At 70.7% G+C, this 18,107-nt stretch carries 13 protein-coding genes; 7 read left to right on the top strand and 6 right to left on the bottom strand.

Annotated elements, in window-relative coordinates; genetic code table 11:
- Positions 1–119: 119 nt before the first annotated feature.
- Positions 120–1,412 (top strand): TraB/GumN family protein, encoded by a 1,293-nt coding sequence (locus PIQ37_RS00345; RefSeq protein ID WP_407136299.1) that lies wholly within the window; start codon positions 120–122, stop codon positions 1,410–1,412.
- Positions 1,413–1,525: 113 nt separating this feature from the next.
- Here PIQ37_RS00345 and PIQ37_RS00350 read toward each other — a convergent pair whose 3' ends face one another.
- From PIQ37_RS00350 to PIQ37_RS00360, 3 genes are read right to left on the bottom strand one after another with little or no spacing between them, the layout of a single operon-like run.
- Positions 1,526–4,603, bottom strand: a complete 3,078-nt coding sequence (locus PIQ37_RS00350) for an efflux RND transporter permease subunit (protein WP_342071930.1) — start codon at positions 4,601–4,603, stop codon at positions 1,526–1,528.
- Positions 4,600–8,106: an efflux RND transporter permease subunit gene (locus PIQ37_RS00355; RefSeq protein WP_342071931.1), complete on the bottom strand. Its 3,507-nt coding sequence runs from the start codon at positions 8,104–8,106 to the stop codon at positions 4,600–4,602. The genes PIQ37_RS00350 and PIQ37_RS00355 overlap by 4 nt, the downstream gene beginning before the upstream one ends.
- The gene (locus tag PIQ37_RS00360; protein ID WP_342071932.1) at positions 8,106–9,224 is read right to left on the bottom strand and encodes an efflux RND transporter periplasmic adaptor subunit; all 1,119 of its coding nucleotides are present in this window, start codon (positions 9,222–9,224) and stop codon (positions 8,106–8,108) included. The genes PIQ37_RS00355 and PIQ37_RS00360 overlap by 1 nt, the downstream gene beginning before the upstream one ends.
- A 194-nt stretch (positions 9,225–9,418) precedes the next feature.
- Between PIQ37_RS00360 and PIQ37_RS00365 the strand changes: the two genes are divergently transcribed.
- Both PIQ37_RS00365 and PIQ37_RS00370 read left to right on the top strand, forming a co-directional pair.
- Positions 9,419–9,802 carry a c-type cytochrome gene (locus PIQ37_RS00365; protein ID WP_342071933.1) on the top strand — a complete coding sequence of 128 codons (384 nt, stop codon included), beginning with the start codon at positions 9,419–9,421 and terminating at the stop codon, positions 9,800–9,802.
- A 7-nt stretch (positions 9,803–9,809) separates the two neighbouring features.
- Positions 9,810–10,271, top strand: coding sequence for a c-type cytochrome (locus tag PIQ37_RS00370; RefSeq protein ID WP_019800789.1), 462 nt, complete (start codon positions 9,810–9,812; stop codon positions 10,269–10,271).
- 448 nt (positions 10,272–10,719) lie between these two features.
- Here PIQ37_RS00370 and PIQ37_RS00375 read toward each other — a convergent pair whose 3' ends face one another.
- A complete protein-coding gene (locus tag PIQ37_RS00375; RefSeq protein WP_342071934.1) occupies positions 10,720–12,447 on the bottom strand; it encodes a transmembrane repetitive protein in 1,728 nt (575 codons plus the stop codon).
- Between the two features lie 13 nt (positions 12,448–12,460).
- Positions 12,461–13,057 (bottom strand): NfuA family Fe-S biogenesis protein, encoded by a 597-nt coding sequence (locus PIQ37_RS00380; RefSeq protein ID WP_017915596.1) that lies wholly within the window; start codon positions 13,055–13,057, stop codon positions 12,461–12,463.
- A gap of 86 nt (positions 13,058–13,143) precedes the next feature.
- On the opposite strand from PIQ37_RS00380, the gene PIQ37_RS00385 reads away from it, so the two are divergent.
- The 4 genes from PIQ37_RS00385 to PIQ37_RS00400 all read left to right on the top strand — a co-directional run bounded on the left by PIQ37_RS00385 (position 13,144) and on the right by PIQ37_RS00400 (position 16,755).
- Positions 13,144–13,485: a 4a-hydroxytetrahydrobiopterin dehydratase gene (locus PIQ37_RS00385; RefSeq protein ID WP_017910810.1), complete on the top strand. Its 342-nt coding sequence runs from the start codon at positions 13,144–13,146 to the stop codon at positions 13,483–13,485.
- A gap of 5 nt (positions 13,486–13,490) precedes the next feature.
- Entirely contained in the window at positions 13,491–13,922 is a 432-nt protein-coding gene (locus PIQ37_RS00390) for an energy transducer TonB (RefSeq protein ID WP_152239108.1), read from the top strand.
- A gap of 85 nt (positions 13,923–14,007) precedes the next feature.
- Entirely contained in the window at positions 14,008–14,829 is an 822-nt protein-coding gene (gene zupT, locus PIQ37_RS00395) for a zinc transporter ZupT (protein WP_267111892.1), read from the top strand.
- Positions 14,830–14,955: 126 nt separating this feature from the next.
- Positions 14,956–16,755, top strand: a complete 1,800-nt coding sequence (locus PIQ37_RS00400; protein WP_342071935.1) for a DUF3300 domain-containing protein — start codon at positions 14,956–14,958, stop codon at positions 16,753–16,755.
- Positions 16,756–16,806: 51 nt separating this feature from the next.
- Here the strand turns inward: PIQ37_RS00400 and PIQ37_RS00405 are convergent, their stop codons facing one another.
- Positions 16,807–17,796 carry an RluA family pseudouridine synthase gene (locus PIQ37_RS00405; protein ID WP_342071936.1) on the bottom strand — a complete coding sequence of 330 codons (990 nt, stop codon included), beginning with the start codon at positions 17,794–17,796 and terminating at the stop codon, positions 16,807–16,809.
- Positions 17,797–18,107: the final 311 nt, after the last annotated feature.

An 18,107-nucleotide genomic window follows, 5' to 3' on the forward strand; every position in this document is an offset into this window, starting at 1 on the left:
TGTGCAGCGCCGTTGACTGCGGCGCGGCGCGACTCGGTCTCAGGCGCCCATGCCGATTGCGGCCGATGCCCTCACACCCCCATGCCCGCTGAGCCCCGGCGCTGCCGAGGCGCCCTCCGATGAGTGATGGAATGAACGAACTTTCCCAGGCCGACGGCGACGACGCGCTGTTCGACGGCCAGCCGTACCGCATCGTCGAACGCGACGGCATCCGCTACACCCTGCTCGGCACCGCGCACGTGTCCCTGGCCAGCGTCGCCGCGGTGGAACGGGCGATCGGCAGCGGCCGTTTCGATGCAGTGGCGGTGGAACTGGATCCGCAACGCCTGCAGGCGCTGACCGATCCGGACGCGCTGACCAAGCTGGACCTGGTGCAGGTGATCCGCAAGGGCCGCGTGGCCCTGTTCGCCGCCAATCTGGCGCTGGCCGCCTACCAGCGGCGCCTGGCCGAGCAACTGGGCATCGAGCCCGGTGCCGAACTCAAGCGCGCGGTGTTGCTCGCGCGCGAACGGCAGTTGCCGGTGTACCTGATCGATCGCGAAGTCGGCCTGACCTTCAAGCGCGCCTCCAGCCGGCTCGGCTTCTTCGGCAAGCTGAAGCTGGCCAGCGGCCTGCTCGGCGGCCTGTTCGCCTCCGACGAGGTCGGCGAGGCGGAGATCGAGAAGCTCAAGCAGGGCGACATGCTCGAAGCCAGCTTCGGCGATTTCGCCAGCGAGAGCCCGGCGCTGTACGACACCATCATCGCCGAGCGCGACCGCTACATGGCCACGCGCCTGCGCGAGGAACAGGCGCAACAGCGCGCGCTGCCGCTGGCCGGCAACGCCGAACCGCTGGAAGGCGCCCCCGGCGCCGGCGTGCGCGAGGTACTGGCGGTGGTCGGCGCGGGCCACCTGGCCGGCCTGGCGCGGCACCTGCAGGGCGACCAGGACGACCCGGCGACGCTGCGCAAGGCGCTGGAAGAGGTGCAGACCAAGAAGAAGGTGCCGTGGATCACCCTGACCCTGACCGCACTGGTGCTGGGCGGCGTGGCCTGGGGCTACTGGCACGGCGGCTTCGCCCTGGGCACCGACCTGCTGCTGCAGTGGGTGCTGTTCACCGGCGGCCTGGCCGGGCTGGGCTGCATTCTGGCCGGCGGGCATCCGCTGAGCGTGATCGCCGGCGCCATCGCCGCGCCGCTGAAGCCGTTCCGCCCTGGCGTACCGGCCGGGGCGTTCAGCGCCTTGGTCGAAGTACACATGCGCAAGCCGGCCTATGGCGACTTCCTGGCGTTGCGCGACGATGCGCAGAACCTGCGCGGCTGGTACCGCAACCGCGTCTCGCGGGTGGTGCTGACCTTCCTGCTGACCAACCTGGGCAGCATGCTCGGCGTGTGGCTGGCCGGCTTCCGCATCTTCGGCAAGCTGGCGGGATGAACAGCCAAAGGCATTGACCTCGTAGGAGCGGCTTCAGCCGCGACGGGCCTTCCCTGAGACGCCTGTCGCGGCTGATCCCACAAAATGGGACAAGAGCCGCTCCTACGAAAAGCTCATGCGGCTTGCGGTGCGGCGATACCACGCGCACGCCGCACCAAGCCCGCCACGCCGTTACTCAGATCGTCCAGGATCGCGTAGATGGTCGGCAGGAACAGCAGGCTGACCACGGTCGAGAACGCAAGGCCGCCGGCGATGGCGCGCGCCATCGGGTAATAGGCCGGGCCGTCGCCGAACATCTGCGTGGTGGTCAGCGAGATCGGCACCATCGCCAGGATCGCCGTGCCCATGGTCATCATGATCGGCCGCAGGCGCTCGCGCGAGCCTTCGATCAGCGCCTCGGTGCGGCCCAGCCCGCGCCGGCGCAGATTGTTGATGTGCTCGATCATCACGATGCCGTTGTTCACCACCACGCCCATCAGCACCAGGATGCCGATGAAGGCCATGATCCCGAAGCTGGTGCCGGTGATCCAGAACAGCCAGAACACGCCGAACACCGAGAACAGCACACCGCTCATGATCGCCACCGGGAACAGCAGCGATTCGAACATCGCGGCCATGACCACGTAGATCATCACCAGCGCGATCAGCAGGTTGAACAGCATCTGCTTGCTGGCCTGGTCGTCGTCCTGGCCGTCGGCGCCGTCGAAACTGTAGCGGTAGCCGACCGGGAAGCTGACTGCGTTGAGGGTGTCCTCGATCGCCTGCTTGGCTTCCGGCGCGGTGACCTTGGCGCCGAGGTTGGCGGTGATGGTCAGCGTGGTCTGCCGGTTGGTGCGGGCGATCTGGGTCGCGGCCGCGCGCGGCTGCGTTTCGACCAGGCTCAGCAGCGGCACGCTGCGCCCGTCCTGGGTGCGCACGTTGAAGCTGTCCAGGTCTTCCGGCGAGGTCTGCTCGGCGCCGGCGAAGCGCACCCACACCGGCACCTCGTTGTCGCCATGGCGGAACTCGCGCAGCGACGCGCCGCGCAGCGCCAGGCCGACGAAGCTGGCGACCTGCTCGGCGCTGAAGCCGAACGCGGCGGCGCGCTCGCGGTCCACCCGCACCGCCAGTTCGGCGCTGCGATCGCCGCTGTCCACGCGCACGTCGCGCAGCTCCTTGCGCCGCGCCAGCACCGGCACCACGTCGTCGGCGAGCGCGCGCAGCGCCTCGGTGGAATCGCCGACCAACTGCACCTGCACGGTCTGCCCGCCGCCGTTGCCGCCATCGCCGCCGTTGCTGTTGCCGACGTGGAAATCCACCCGCGCCGAGCGCGGCAGTTCCTTGCGGATACGTTCCATCAGCGCGGGCAGGTCGCGGACCTGCTTCAGATCGACGGTGAGCGTGGTGCTGCTGCCCTCCTCCTCGCTGAACCAGGAATACACCTGGGTCACGTGGTATTGCGCGCGGCGCGCGTCGATGAAGCGTTCCAGCCGGGTCACTTCCTCGGCCATCTGCTCGCGTGTGTAGGCGCCCTTCCACTGGTAGCCGATGAAGACCTGCTCGCCGCCGTCGCCGCCGAACATGTCCTTCTTGGTCTGCAGCATCGGGATCACGCTCAGCGCGCTGATCAGCACGATCGCGCACACGCTCCAGCCACGGTGCGCCAGCGACCAGGCCAGCACCCGCGCGTAGCGGCGCTGCAGGCGCGGGATCAGCCCGTGCGGGGAATGCACCAGCGCCGGGGTGCGCATGCGCGCCGACAGCATCGGGATCAGACTCACCGCCACCAGCCACGACGCCAGCAGCGACACCGAGATGGTGATGGCGATCTGCGACATGAAGATGCTGATGTTGTTGGTCTCGCCGAACAGGTTCGGCAGGAACACGATGCAGTGGCACAGGGTGCCGGCCGACAGCGCGATGGCGACATTGCGGGTGCCGAGGATGGAAGCGCGCTGCGGCTGGTCCGGCATGCGCTCGCGCTCCTGGTAGATGCTCTCCACCACCACCACCGCGTTGTCCACCAGCATGCCCACCGCCAGCAGCAGGCCCATCATGGTCAGGATGTTGAGGGTGACGCCGGCGAAGTACATGAAGCCCAGGGTGATGGCGAAACAGATCGGGATCGCCAGGGTCACCATCAGCGTCGACGGCCAATGCCGCAGGAAGAAGAACAGCACCGTCACCGACAGCAGCAGGCCGACCGCGCCGGCTTCGGCCAGTTCCGCCAGCGACGAGGTCACCGCCTTGCCCTGGTTGTCGATGACCTTGATCTGCACGTCGCTCAGCGCCGGCTGCTTGCGGATCTGCTCGACCTCGGCCAGCACCGCGCGCGAGACCTCGACCAGATTGGCGCTGCGCTCCTTGAACACGTCCAGGCCCACTGCCGGGCGCCCGTCCAGGCGACGGCCGTAGCTCATCCGGGTCGGCTTCAGCCGCACCTCGGCGATGTCGCCCAGGCGCAGGCCCTTGGCGTCGATGCCCAGGTCGCGCAGTTCCTGCAGGTCGCGCAGTTCGCCGACCGGCTGCACACGCAGGCGCTGGCCGTTGTCGTCGATCTGCCCGGCCGACAGCGAGAAGTTGAGCTTGCCCAGGCGCTCGCTGAGCTGGTTGAGGCTGAGGTTGTGCGCGCTGAGCCGGTCCGGGGCGATGGCGATCTCGACCTCGTTCGGCGGCGCCCCGGACACCGACACCTTGGCCACCCCGGGAATGCGTTCCAGGCGGCGCTTGAACTCGCGGTCGAGCATGTCGTACGCGCCGGTCAGGTCGGCCGCACCGGCCAGGCGCACCTTCAGCACCGGCTGGTCGCTGCTGGACCACTTGAACACGTTGTAGCGCCGCAGGTCGGTCGGCAGGTCGGCACGGATCGCATCGATGCGCTCGCGCGCGTCGGAGGCGGCGATGGCGATGTCGCGGTCCCAGTCGGAGAACTCGATGAAGATGTTGGCGCCGTCGGCGGTGGCGGTCGAGCGCATGCGCTTGATCCCGGTCATCGTCGCCAGCGCTTCCTCGGTCGGCCGCACCAGGTTGCGCTCGACCTCGTCCGGGGTCGAGCCGGTGTACGGCAACTGCACGAACAGGAACGGCGCGGAGATGTCCGGCAAGGCCTCCAGCGGCAGGCGGAAGGCGGCGATCAGCCCGACCACCACCAACGACACGAAGCACATGATGGTGGTGACCGGACGGCGGATGCTGAACTCGGCGACGCTCATGCCGGTGCGCCCTCGCCGTCCTGCAGGCGCTGCTCGCCGTTTTCACGTTGCCGCGCGCGCCGCCCGCGCTCGGCGTAGTACGCGTCGGCGCGACGGTCCAGGCGGTCGTAGACCACCGGGATCACCAGCAGGGTCAGCAGCGTGGACACCAGCAGCCCGCCGATCACGGTGATCGCCATCGGCGCGCGCACCTCGGCGCCCTCGCCACTGGCGATCGCCAGCGGCAGGAAGCCGAACAGCGTGCACAGCGTGGTCATCACGATCGGCCGCAACCGCGAGCGCGCGCCTTCGATCAGCGCCGCGCGCTTGGCCACGCCCTCCTCGCGCAACTGGTTGACCTTGTCGATCAGGATGATCGCGTTCTTGGTCACCAGGCCCACCAGCAGGATCAGGCCGATGAACACCACCACCGACACCGGCTTGCCGGTCAGCAGCAGCGCCAGCACCGCGCCGACCAGCGCCAGCGGGATGGTGAACAGGATGACGAACGGGTGCAGCAACGACTCGAACTGCGAGGCCATCACCAGGTACACCAGGAACACCGCCAAGCCGAACGCGAACAGCAGCGAGCGCGCCGATTGCGCCAGTTCCTCGCCCTGCCCGCCGATGTGCATGCCGACGCCGGCGCCGAGCGGATCGCGCGCCACCATCTCGCCGACCTCGCGCACCGCCGTGCCCAGGTCGATGTCGCGCAGATTGGCCGAGACGATCGCCACGCGGATCTGGTCGGCGCGGTGGATCTCGCTGGGACCGGTGGTGGCGACCACGTCGGCGACCGCGTCCAGCGTCACCGGCCGGCTGCTGCCCGGATTGACGATCAGCCGGCGGATGCTGTCGACGCTGGCGCGGTCGCTCTGTTGCGCGCGCACCAGCACGTCGATCTTGCGGTCGCGGAAGCTGTAGCGGGTGGCGACGTCGCCGCGCACCTTCTTCACCACCACGTCGGCGATCTGCCGCGTGGTCAGCCCCAGCGCGCCGGCGCGCTCCTGGTCGAAGCGGATCTGGATCTCCGGAAAGCCCTCCTCCACCGTGGATTTGACGTCGGCGAAGTGGCCGTTGCCGCGCAGCAGCGCCGCCAGCTTCTGCCCGGCGTGCTGGATGGTTTGCAGATCCTGGCCGCGCAGTTCGATCTCCAGCGGCGTGGAGAAACTGAACAGCTCGGGCCGGCTGAAACCGACCTGCACGCCCGGGTGGTTGCGCATCGTCGCGCGCATGCGCTCGCTCTGCTGCGCCTCGAACTGCGCGCTGCCGCCGCCGGCCATGGCGATGGTCAGCTTGCCGATGTTCTCGCCGCTCTCGGTGGGGTTGGCGTCGAGCCGGGTGCCGCTGCCGCTGACGCCGTACAGCGCCTGCACGCCGGCGTCCTTGCCGTGGACCTCCTGCAGTTCGCGCACCAGCGCATCGGTCTGCCGCAGCGGCGTGCCGGCCGGCAGCTTCACGGTCATCTCGAAGCGGTCCTGCGCCAACTGCGGGATCAGGTCGGCGCCCAGCAGCGGCGCCACCGCCAGGGTCGCGGCGAAGGCCAGCGCCGCCAGCCCCAGCACCCAGCCCGGACGCGCCAGCGCACCCGGCAGCAGCCGCAGGTAGCCGCGTTCGGCCAGCGCGTACGGCGCCATCGCCACGTCGCTGGCCTTGCGCATCACCGGCGCGACCACCGCCACCGCACCGCGCCACAGCCGCACGACCGACCAGGCCACGCCGAAGAACACCCCACGCACCGCCGCAGCGGCGCCGCGCCGGCTCCAGGCCAGCGGCTTCAGCCAGCCGCGCCGCGGCTGCCAGCGCGGCGGCGGCGGTTCCACCGGGAACGCCAGCGGCGCACGGCCCTTCAGCGAACTGAGCATCGGGATCAGGGTCATCGACACCACCAGCGAGATCGCGATGGCGATCGCCACGGTCAGCGCCTGATCGCGGAACAGCTGCCCGGCCACGCCCTCCACGAACACCAGCGGCAGGAACACCGCGATCGTGGTCAGGGTCGAGGCGACCACCGCCATGCCGACCTCGCGGGTACCGACGATCGCCGCATCCAGCACGCTCAGGCCGCGCTCGCGCGCCTTGGCGATGCTTTCCAGCACCACGATCGAGTCGTCCACCACCAGGCCGGTGGCCAGCGCCAGTCCGCCCAGCGACATCACGTTGAGGCTCAGCCCGAGCCGGTCCATGAAGAAGAACGTGGTCACGATCGACACCGGCAGCGACAGGCCGATCACGAAGGTGCTCCAGCCGTCGCGCAGGAACAGGAAGATGATCAGGATCGCCAGCAGGCCGCCGATCACCGCATCCTTCTTGACGTCGCCGATGGCGTGCTCGATGAAGCGCGACTGGTCTTCCAGCGTGGTCAGCTCGGCATCGGCCGGGATCTGCGCCTGCAGTTGTTCCAGGCGCTTGCGCAGCGCCGCCGCGGTGGCCACGGTGTTGGCGTCGCCTTCCTTGTAGATGGCCAGTTCCACCGCCTCCTTGCCGCCCAGGCGGATGATCGCCTCGCGCTCCTTGTAGCCCTGCCGCACCTGCGCCACGTCCTTGAGCCGGATCGGCATGCCGCCGGCGACGGTGGTGGTCGTGCTGGACGTCGCGCTCTGCGCCGCCGAGGCCGCCGCGATCGCGGCTTCCGAGCCGGTGGAGGCGGCGATCGCGTACATCTGCTGCAGGGCCGCGTCGGCCGCGTTGCCGCCGGCGCCCTGCGTGGTCAGCAACAGATTGCGGATCTCGTCCAGGTCGGCGAACTGGTTGACGGTGCGCACCAGGTAGCGCTGCGTGCCCTGCTCCAGGCGCCCGCCGGAGAGATTGACGTTCTCGTCCTTGAGCCGCGCGATCACCGTGTCGATCGGCATGTTGAGCTGCGCCAGCCGCTGCTGGTCGATATCCACCTGGATCTCGTCCTCCAGGCCGCCGCCGACCTTGACCGCGGCCACGCCCGCGACCGGCTCCAGCTTCTTCTTCAGGTCTTCGTCGGCATAGCGGCGCAACTGGGTCAGCGCGCGCACCGCCTCGGCGTCGCTGTGCGCGGCGGTCTTGCTCGACAGCACCAGGCGCATGATCGGTTGGGTGGACGGATTGAAGCGCAGCAGCACCGGCGCCTTGGCCTCCAGCGGCAGCGACAGCGCCTCCATCTTGTCGCGCACCTCCAGGCTGGCCTGGTCCATGTTGGTGCCCCAGGCGAACTCCAGCACCACGTCGCTCTGCCCGGTGCGCGAGACCGACTTGAGCTTGCGCAGGTTCTTGACCACGCCGACCGCTTCTTCCACAGGCTCGGTCACCAGCGTCTCGATCTCCGACGGCGCGGCGCCGGCGTACTCGGTGCGCACGGTCAGGGTCGGATAGCTCAGGTCCGGCAGCAGGTTGACCTTGAGCCCGTGCAGTGCGATCGCACCGAACAGCAGCATGGTCAGCGTGATCATCGCGATGGTCACGCGGCGGCGGGTGGCGAATTCGACCAGGCCGCCGCCGTGCGCGGTGGCGGGCGCAGGCGGTGCGTGCGCGTCGGAATCGGCGCCGTGCATCAGCGCGCTCCGGCGGTGCTGGCCGGGGCGGCTTCGGCCACCTCGCGCTGCGGCGCGATCACCTGCACGCGGCTGCCGTCGCGCAGCGCGACCTTGCCGGCGGTGACCACCTGGTCGCCGGCCTGCAGGCCCTGGCGAATCTCCACCCACGGCCCTTCGGCATACCCCAGGGTCACCGGCACCCGCGCGACCTTGCCGGCGACCACGCGGAACACCGCCGGCTCGCCATCGTCGAGCAGCGCCAGCCGCGGCACCACCAGCGCATCGGCGCGCTGGTCGTAATCGATGCGGATGCGGCCGAACATGCCCGGCTGCAGCGCTTCCGCCCCCTCGTCGAAGGCGCAGACCACGCGGAAGGTGCCGCTGCCGGCATCCACCACCGGCGCGATGCGGTCGACCCGGCCGCGGAACTGCTTGCCCGGCAGCGCGTCGGCCAGCAGGGTCACCGGTTGCCCGGTCTTGAGCGTGGCCAGTTCGCGCTCAGGCACGTTGAGCGTGGCTTCCAGCCGCGAATCGTCGACGATGCGGAAGATCGGCGTATTGATCTGCACGAAGTTGCCGGTCTTGATCGAGCGCGAGGCGATCACCCCGGAGATCGGCGCCACCACCGTGGCATAGGACAGTTCCAGCGCCGCCAACTGGTGTTGTGCGCGCACGTTGGCCAGGTCGTACTTGATCTGGTCGACGTCGGCGGCGCTGACCAGTTGCTGGCCCACCAGCTGCTGCGAGCGCCGGTAGTTGTTCTCCAGCTTGCGCAGCTGCGCCTCGCTCTGCGCCAGCGCCAGTCGCGCGCGGTCGGGGTCCAGCCGCACCAGCGGCTGCCCGGCGCGCACCTGCTGGCCTTCCTCGGCCAGCACCGCCAGGGCCACGCCGGAGGTCTTGGCCACCACCTGCGATTCGGCGCGCGCCTCCAGCGCCGCGGTGCCGCTGTAGCTGGCGGCCACCGCACGGCGGCTGGCCGCCGCCACCTCCACCGGCACCGCCTCCGGCGCCTTCTCGCTGTCGGCGGCCTTGGCCTTGGCCTCCGCGGCCGGCTTGCAGGCGCTCAGCAGCAGCGTGGTGGTGACCAGCAGCGCGGCAGCGTAGGTGGCAGTGCGGCGCGTGAGCGGTCGCGTCATCGTCGTGTCCTTGGTGGATGGCGTGAATGGTGTTGTAGATAAGTAGATCACCAATCGACGTCGTGCCGAATGCCCCAAAGGTCACGGGTCGCCCACCGCCGCCAGTTTCGAAGCCGCGAAAGGTGAGGCTATACTCGGGCCGTTCCGTGTTCCCCCACGCCGGAACCCCAATCCGTCCTCCGGACCACGAAACCATGCGCACGCAGCCGCTAGCCGCTTGTTTTGCTCTGGCCGTACTCGTTTCTGTTGGGGCCGCCCCGGCCATGGCGCAGACCGCGCCGGCGCCCGCCGCTCCCGCCGCCGCAGCCGCGGCACCCGCGCCCCTTCAGGGCAACGCGGCCAACGGCCGGGTGCTCACCTACACCTGCCAGGGCTGCCACGGCGTCACCGGCTACAAGAACGCCTACCCCAGCTACCGCATCCCCAAGATCGGCGGGCAGTCGGCGCAGTACCTGACCCAGGCGCTGACCGAATACCGGCTCGGCAAGCGCAAGCATCCGACCATGCAGGCCCAGGCGGAAAGCTTCTCCGACCAGGAGATCGCCGACATCGCCGCTTTCCTGTCCACCCTCAAGTAGGCCTCCCATGCCGAACGCCGCGCACGCCTTGCGTCCCGCCCTCGTCCTGCTTGCCGCCCTGTGCCTGGGGGCCTGTTCGCAATCGCAGGTGGAATCCACCAGCAAATCCGCCGGCGACCCCGGCCACGCCAGCGGCGAGCACGGTTCCGGCTCGTCCGCCGGCCTGCCCGGCGGGCGCATCGAGGCCGGCGACAAGCTCGCTCACGCCAAGGGCAAGGCCACCGGGCAGAGCTGCATCGACTGCCACGGTGCCGACGGCAACGCGCCGATCGACCCGACCTATCCCAAGCTCGGCGGCCAGTACGGCGACTACCTCGCGCACGCGCTGCAAGCCTACCGCGGCGGCACCCGCACGCATCCGCTGATGAGCCCGCAGGCGGCGCAGCTGAGCGACCAGGACATCGCCGACCTGGCGGCCTACTTCGGCTCGCGCAGCAGCCAGTTGCGCGATTTGCACGGCGTGAATTGAGCGCACCACGCGCAGACGGACCTCGCACGCCGCATGACGCGCGCGGTCGCCTGCACCACGCTGTGCTGAGCAGCGGCGGGGGGGACCGCGCACAGCGCGCGTTCCGGATGCGCCACTGTCGACGCGCGACCAGCTCGCCGCCACTTTCGCGTGGTGCGCAATCCGGTGTCGCTCCGACCCTATCCAACGACGTGAGGCACATACGTAGGAGCGGCTTCAGCCGCGATTGGCGTTCCCGGTAATGCCCTTCGCGGCTGAAGCCGCTCCTACGAAACAGCACCTCGTGCGCCACGGGTTGTTGGTGCTGCCTTTCAGTCGCGATGAGCCCTCGCAGGCAACGCCGTGCAGGCTGAAGCCGCCCACTCGGACCAAACCGCGTCCGGTCCACGTGTGCCGCAGCTGGTGATGTGCGACGCCCGCATTTCGGAGCGGGCGGGTACACCGCCACTCAGCGACTGCCGTTGTCTTCCTGCAGCTCGCGCTTGAATGGCACGTTCGGCGGCGGCCGCGCACCAGCCGGCTGCTCGTTGAGATTGGGGTCGGTGATGCTGCAGCCGCCGCCCACCTGCAGGATCGAGACCACGCAGGAGATGCTGCTGGTGGTGCCCGGGATCGGGATCTTCACCGACTTGATGCCGCGCCGCACCCACTCTTCCAGCAGCGTCGCGTTCGGCAGCCAGTACTTGTCGAACGAGGTCGGCGTGTAGTCGTACGGCGGACGCTTGAGCCATTCCCCGGCCTTTTCGATGCGCTCGCGCGTCCAGGTGTCGGTCTCCGAGCCGGGCGCGCTGCGCGCCGGCGCCTGGTCGTTGCCGCGGCCATCGGCCAGGCGCACGCTGCCGTCGGTATTGAACAGGCCGCCGCCCTTGCTGGCGCCGGCACCGGCATCGCCGGGGCGGTTGCGTGCGGCCGCGCCCCAGTCGTCGCCGCGCTGCGGCGTGGCCCAGCCGCCGTCACGTGCGACCGGCGCCGGACCGCTGCCCGGGCTCGCGGCCTGGCTGCCGGGCGGCGCGGTGCCGGCCGCGGGCGCGGTCGGCTTGGCGGCCGCGCTGGCCGCAGCGCCGGCAGCGGCGGCCGGTGCCGGCTGTGGGGTCGGCATGCTCGTCGGCGTCGTGTCCGGGCTTGCGGCCGGGGCAGCCGCCGGCGCCGGCGTGGGTGCGCTCGCGGTGGCGGTGCTCGGCGTCGGCACTTCGATCTGACGCACCTGCGGCACGTCCGCACTGCGCAACACCGGCGTGGGCGTCGGCGTGCGCAGCTGTGGTGCGGGAACCTGCACCTGCGGCAGCGGTGCCGGCACTTCCCGTTCGCGCACCTGCACCTGCGGCGCGGCTGGGCGCGGCACCGCGATGTCGCGCGGCCGCAGTTGCGCCACGGTCGGCACGTCGGTGACCACTTCGACCTCGCGCAGAGGCACCTGTACGTCGGGCGGCACCACCGCGCGCGGTGTTGGCACCGGGACACGCACGCGCGGTGGCGGCGGCAGTACGAAGTCGCGGGTGGGCGTCGGCGTTTCGGTCACCTGCAGCGGCTGCTCCGCTGGCGGCGGCGGTGGCGCACTGGCCGTGGTCGGCGCGGGCACCGGAGGAGCCGGCGCTGGCTCCGCGGCCGGTGCAGGCGCAGGCGCGGGCGCTGCAGCGGCCGGCGGCGTCGGGCGCGCACGCGACACGGCGCGCTGCGCACGCGGCGGCGTCGGCGACGTCGCCTCCGTGGACGCGGCCGCTTCGGCCGGCGCACCGCCACCGCTCTCGGCCGGGGCGCCGCGGCCGACGAATTCCACCTGCACGCGTCCGGCGGCATCCGCATCGGCGCGTGGCGGCAGCCAGCGCACGAACGCCACCCACAGCAGGAAGATGGCGAACAGCAGATGCAGCAGCAGGCTGAGCAGCACGGCGATGCGCCGCCACCAGCGTTGGTCGTACGGCGCCGGATCCCAGTGCTGCCACCACAGGCGGCGAAACGCCTGCCACAGCGGCAGGGCCGGCAGGCGCAGGGTCGCCGGCGGCTGTGCCGGCGGCATCGCCGCGATCAGCTCGGGGGCCGCGAACGGACGCGGCAGCGCAGGCTGCGCCGCGATCCAGTGCGCCCATGCATACGGCAGGCCGGTGCGGCGATCGCGCAGCAGCTTGCGCGGCGTGCGCGCCAACAACACATCGAGGATGTCGGCGGCGCGCGTCACCGGCAGCGGAACGTCAGGCGGCCGAATCGCGCGGGATGTAGGGAGCGCTGCCGCTGTCGTGGTCGGTGGCGTCGCGCACCGCGGTCACCCCCGGCACGCGGCCCATCAGCGTCTTCTCGATGCCCTGCTTCAAGGTCACGTCGGCCATGCCGCAGCCATGGCAGCCGCCGCCGAAGCGCAGCAGCACCACGCCGTCGGCGGACACTTCTTGCACCGCCACGCGGCCGCCGTGCTGCGCCAGCTGCGGATTGACCTCGTTCTCCACCACCCAGCGCACCCGCTCCACCAGCGAGGCCGCCTCGCCCGGGGCTTCGCCCTTGATCTTCGGCGCCTTGATGGTGAGCTGCTGGCCGGTGCCCTGGGTGACGTAGTCGATTTCGGCGCCGTCGAGCCAGCCGACGCTGTCGGCCGCCACGTACAGGGTGAAGCCGTCGCAGTCGATCGCCCATTCGTCGCCGGCCAGGTCCGCCGGCTCGGCGAACTCCAGCCGCGCATCGGCGCGCGGGGTGCCGGCATCGACCGCGCTCAGGCGCACGCCCATGCCGGGCACGGCCTCGCGTTCGAGCAACTTGCGGAAATGGGCCTGTGCGTTGTCTGAGATCTGGATCATGCGGGTATTCTAGACCCTTCCACGCCCTGCGCTCATCGCGGGCGGTATCTTGACCGGCCCTGTCCGTTCCACCGCAGAGACCTTCCATGAACGACCTGATCCCGCTCGCCCAGGCCCATTGCTCGCCCTGCAAGGGCAGCGAATACAGACTGACCCAGGCGCGCCTGGCCGAACTGCTGCCGCAGGTGCCCGGCTGGGAAGTGGTCGAGAACGGCAACGCGATCAGCCGCACCTTCCGCTTCCCCGACTATTACCGCACCCTGGCCTTCGTCAACGCACTGGCCTGGATCGCGCACCGCGAGGACCACCACCCCGATCTGGGCGTGCACTACGACCGCGTGGTGGTGCGCTATTCCACCCACGATGTCGGCGGTCTCAGCGAGAACGACTTCATCTGCGCCGCCAAGGCCTCCGCTCTTCCGGAATGACCCACATGACTGCTGCCGCCCGCCGTCTGCTCCCCCTGGCCTGCCTGAGCGCCGTGCTGCTCAGCGCCTGCGGCCAATCCCAGCAATCCCAGCAACACACCGTGACGCAGCCGCCGACCGAGGTCGCCGCGGTGAAGACGCCGCCGCCGGACTACCCGATCGACGTGGCCTGCGCCGGCATCGGCGGCACCGTGGTGCTGAAGGTGGTGGTCGGCGTGCAGGGCAAGCCCACCGAAGTGGACGTGGTCACCGGCAGCGGCCAGGCCAAGCTCGACGCCTCGGCGCAGGAGGCCGTGCGCGGCTGGACCTTCAATCCCGCCACCCGCAACGGCAAGGCGGTGCCGTGGACCATCCAGGTACCGGTCAACTTCAATCCGCCGCAGCCGCGCCCGGACCGTTGCTTCGCGCTGGACGCGCAGGCGCACAAGGCCGGCTGAGCCACGGGCGCGCATCGCGCGCCTTCACGCGACACCCGCACTGCGCCGGGTTTGATCGACGCCTCTTCCTCGGAGCCGCCGGCGCATGCTGGAGATCCCACTGCACAATGTCCTGGTCGCGCTCGCCGTGACCCTCGGCGCCGGCCTGGCCACCGGCCTGGGCAGCGTGCTGGTGTTGTTCAGCAAGGGGCCCAATCCGCGCCTGCTCGCCTTCGGCCTGGCGTTCTCCGCCGGCGCGATGGTGTACGTCTCGCTGACCGAGATCCTCGGCAAGTCGATCGCCGCCTTCAGCGAGGCGTTCGATCCACGCCTGGGCCAGGCCTATGCCACCCTGGCGTTCCTGGCCGGCATGGTGCTGATCGTGGCCATCGACCGATTGGTGCCCAATCCGCACGAAAGCCTCAACAGCCGCGATCCGCTGTTCCGCGACGACAACCGCGCCTACGTCAAGCGCGTCGGCCTGCTCACCGCGGTGGCGATCACCGCGCACAACTTCCCCGAGGGTCTGGCCACTTTCTTCGCGACGCTGGAGAGCCCGGCGGTCGGCATGCCGCTGGCCTTCGCCATCGCCGTGCACAACATCCCCGAGGGCATCGCCATCGCGGTGCCGGTGCATTACGCCACCGGGCGCAAGTCCTATGCCTTCGCCGCCAGCCTGCTGTCCGGCCTGGCCGAGCCGATCGGTGCGCTGATCGGCTACGTCGCGCTGGCGCGCTTTTTGTCCGATGCGGTGTTCGGCGCGGTGTTCGGGCTGATCGCCGGGGTGATGGTGTTCCTGGCCCTGGACGAACTGCTGCCGGCGGCCAAGCGCTACGCGCAGGGGCACGAGACGGTGTACGGCCTGGTCGCAGGCATGGCCACGCTGGCGCTCAGCCTGGTGCTGTTCCGCCTGTCCGCACCGGTCTGATGGCAGCGGCCGACGCCGGCTGAACGCGCGCTCGCTGGCCTGCACGAGCACGCCGCGCAGAAAGGTCGCAGACACCCAAGGCGGCGCATGCTGCGGCCACCTTCGCCCCGCTCGATGAGGTGTCGCATGGATCTCCGTCCCCTGCCCCCGGCCAGGCTGGCCCTGTTCACCGCACTGAGCGTGGTGGCGCTGGGCGCCTGCCAGCGACAGGACGCGCCCGCCCCCGCGGCCCAGGCCGATGCGCCCACCCCGGCCGCGGCACCCGCCCCTGCCCCCTACGTGGCGCCGACCGCCGACCAACTCTATCAACTGGTCGCACCGATCGCGCTGTTCCCGGACAAGCTGCTGGCGCAGACCCTGGCCGCCTCGGTGTACCCGGACCAGGTGGTGTCCGCGCAGGACTGGCTGCGCAACAACCGCACCCTGTCGGCCACCGACCGCCTGCAGGCGGCCGCGGCGCAACCCTGGGACCCTAGCGTCAAGGCGCTGACCGCCTTCCCCGACGTGGTCGACCAGCTGGCCGGCAACGGCGACTGGACCCGCGCGCTCGGCGACGCCTATGCGCACGATCCCAACCAGGTGCTGGACGCGGTGCAGGTGATGCGCCAGCGCGCGCAGGCGCAGGGCCACCTGCGCAGCACCCCGCAGCAGCGTGTGCAGGTGGTGCAGCGCACCGTGGTGGAGCCGGCCCCGGCCTATGCCGACGCGGTGCCGCCGCCGACCCGCACCATCGTCATCGAACCGGCGCAGCCGGACGTGGTCTACGTGCCGCGTTACGACCCCGACGTGGTCTACGGCGCACCGGTCAACGTCTACCGCGAATACCGCTATCGCCCGCCGCGCCCCTACTACGACACCGGCGACCTGGTCACCGCCGGCATCATCTCCTTCGGCGTCGGCGTGCTGGTCGGCGACGCGCTCGAACACCACCACCACAGCGTGTTCGGCTGGCTGGAACCGGCGCCGCCGTGGCACAGCTGGGGCTGGAACAACTGGGGAGTGAACTGGAACGCGCCGCCGTCGGCGCCGAACTACGTGGTCTACCGCAACAGCGTGTACGCGCCGCGCACCACCATCATCAACAACCACTACGACAACCGCAGCTACGTGCACAACGACTACCGCGGTGCGCCGCCGCCGGCCGCGCCGATGGGCGGTCCGGGCGGGCAGCAGGCCTTCGCTGCCGCGCGTGCGCCGGGGGCCGCGATGGCCGCCGCGGCGATGGCGGCGCGCGCCCCGGCAGCGGCGTTCGGGCCGGCGCGCGCGCAGCCGCCGGCGATGCCGCAGACCATGCCGCACTTCACCAACCAGATGCTGCAGGCCGGCCGTCCGGTCGCGGCGATGCCGCCGCCGGTGCAGCGCCTGCCGGCCACAGGCACGCCGGCGGCCATGGCGGCCGCACGCGATCCGCGCCTGCTGCCCGGCTTCGTCCAGCATGCCGCGGCCCCGCAACGCATCGTGGCGATGGCCCAGCCGAATACGCCGCGCGCGACTCCGGCGATGCCGGTCCCGCAGTTCCACGGCCGTCCCGTGCCGCAGGCGCTGACGCCCAGCCAGGCGCCGCGCGAGGCCATCGCCAATCGCGGCGGCATGCCGGAAGCGCGCTTCGCCGAACCGCCGCGGCGCGGCGACCCCGGCATGCAGCCGTCCGGCTTCGCCCGCGAGATGGCACGCACGCAGCCGCCGCGCCAGGCGATGCCGGGCGAAGCCCCGCGCGCGCAGGCCTGGCATGCGCCGGCACCCGAGCGCGAGGCGATGCGTGCGCCGATGCCGGAACCGCGCCAGGAGCAGCGCGTGGCCCGGTTCTCCCCGCCACCGCGCATGCCCGAGCCGCGGCCGGCCGAGTCGCATCCGGCACAGCAACGGCAAGCACCTGCCCATCACGACGGGCATCACGACCACGACCACGACCACCACGAAAGCTGAGCACGATCCGGGGGCGGCCGCGATGCCGCTCCCGGGTTCAGGAGCCTCGCCTCAGCCGAGGCGGTTCAGCGCTTCGGCCAGTTCCTCGGCCAGCGGGGCATTCAATAGATAAGGCGTCTTGCCGTCGTCCAGGCTGAACTCCAGCGAGGCGGCATGCAGGAACAGGCGCTTGAGCCCGATCTGCTCGCGCAGGCGCTTGTTGACCGCCGGATCGCCGTACTTGTCGTCGCCGGCGACCGGATGCCCCAGGTGCTGGGCATGCACGCGGATCTGGTGGGTGCGGCCGGTCTCGATCCGCACCTCGCAATAGGAATGTCCGCCGCGCCGCTCCAGCACCCGGAAGTGGCTCAGCGACGGCTTGCCCGCCGCGTTCACCTGCACGTGGCGCTCGCCGCCCTGGCGCAGGCCGATGTGCAGCGGCGCGTCCACGCTCATGGTGCCATCGGGCATGCGCCCGACCAGCAGGGTCAGGTAGCGCTTGCTGATGCCACGGCCCTGGACCCGGTCGTCCTCGCGCATCAGCGCCTGCAACTCGGTCAGCGCCGAGCGCTTCTTGGCCACGATCAGCAGCCCGGAGGTGTCGCGATCGAGCCGGTGCACCAGCTCCAGCGACTGATTGGGACGAAGCGCACGCAGCGTCTCGATGGCGCCGAAACTGATCCCGCTGCCGCCATGGCTGGCGACGCCCGAGGGTTTGTTCAGCGCCAGCAGCCGCGCGTCCTCGTAGACGATCGCCGCCTCCAGCCGGGCCATGAACGCGTCCGGCGGCGCGCTCTTCTCGCCCTCCTCGCTCAGCCGCACCGGCGGGATGCGCACCTCGTCGCCGGCCTCGAGCTTGCGCTCGGCCTTGGTGCGGCCGCCATTGACCCGCACCTGGCCGCTGCGCATCAGTTTGTAGATCAGGCTGCGCGGCGCGCCCTTGAGCTGGCCGAGCAGGAAATTGTCTACGCGCTGTCCGGCCCTGTCTTCCGGGACCTTGAGAATGCGCACCGCGCTGGTCGCGACATCGCGCGGCTTTGGAGGGATCGGGGGGGAAGTCATCAGGCAGTTTATTCTGTTACACTCGGGGGGCGAGATAAGGGTTTGATTTCGTTGGAAGTTAGTTGAGGGCCAGAAGCCCGGCTTACGACGATTCCGGCACAGTGCGCGACCACCGCCCCCGGGGCGGCCATGTTAGCGGCTCACCGGCCTGCCCGGCCATCGCCGGACGCCGCAAGCGTCCGCGCTGAACATGCCCCGTGCGGCGCCCAGCCTGGCTGGAGTCGCCGCCGGTCCTGAACCACCTAAAAGCAAGAAGCGCTCCCGCGGCTCGCCGTGGTGTCGTAGCGCTGGAAACCCAAGACGCCCACCCC

The sequence above is a fragment of the Xanthomonas protegens genome, from assembly GCF_038442435.1.
In the GTDB taxonomy this organism is placed as follows: domain Bacteria; phylum Pseudomonadota; class Gammaproteobacteria; order Xanthomonadales; family Xanthomonadaceae; genus Xanthomonas_A; species Xanthomonas_A sontii.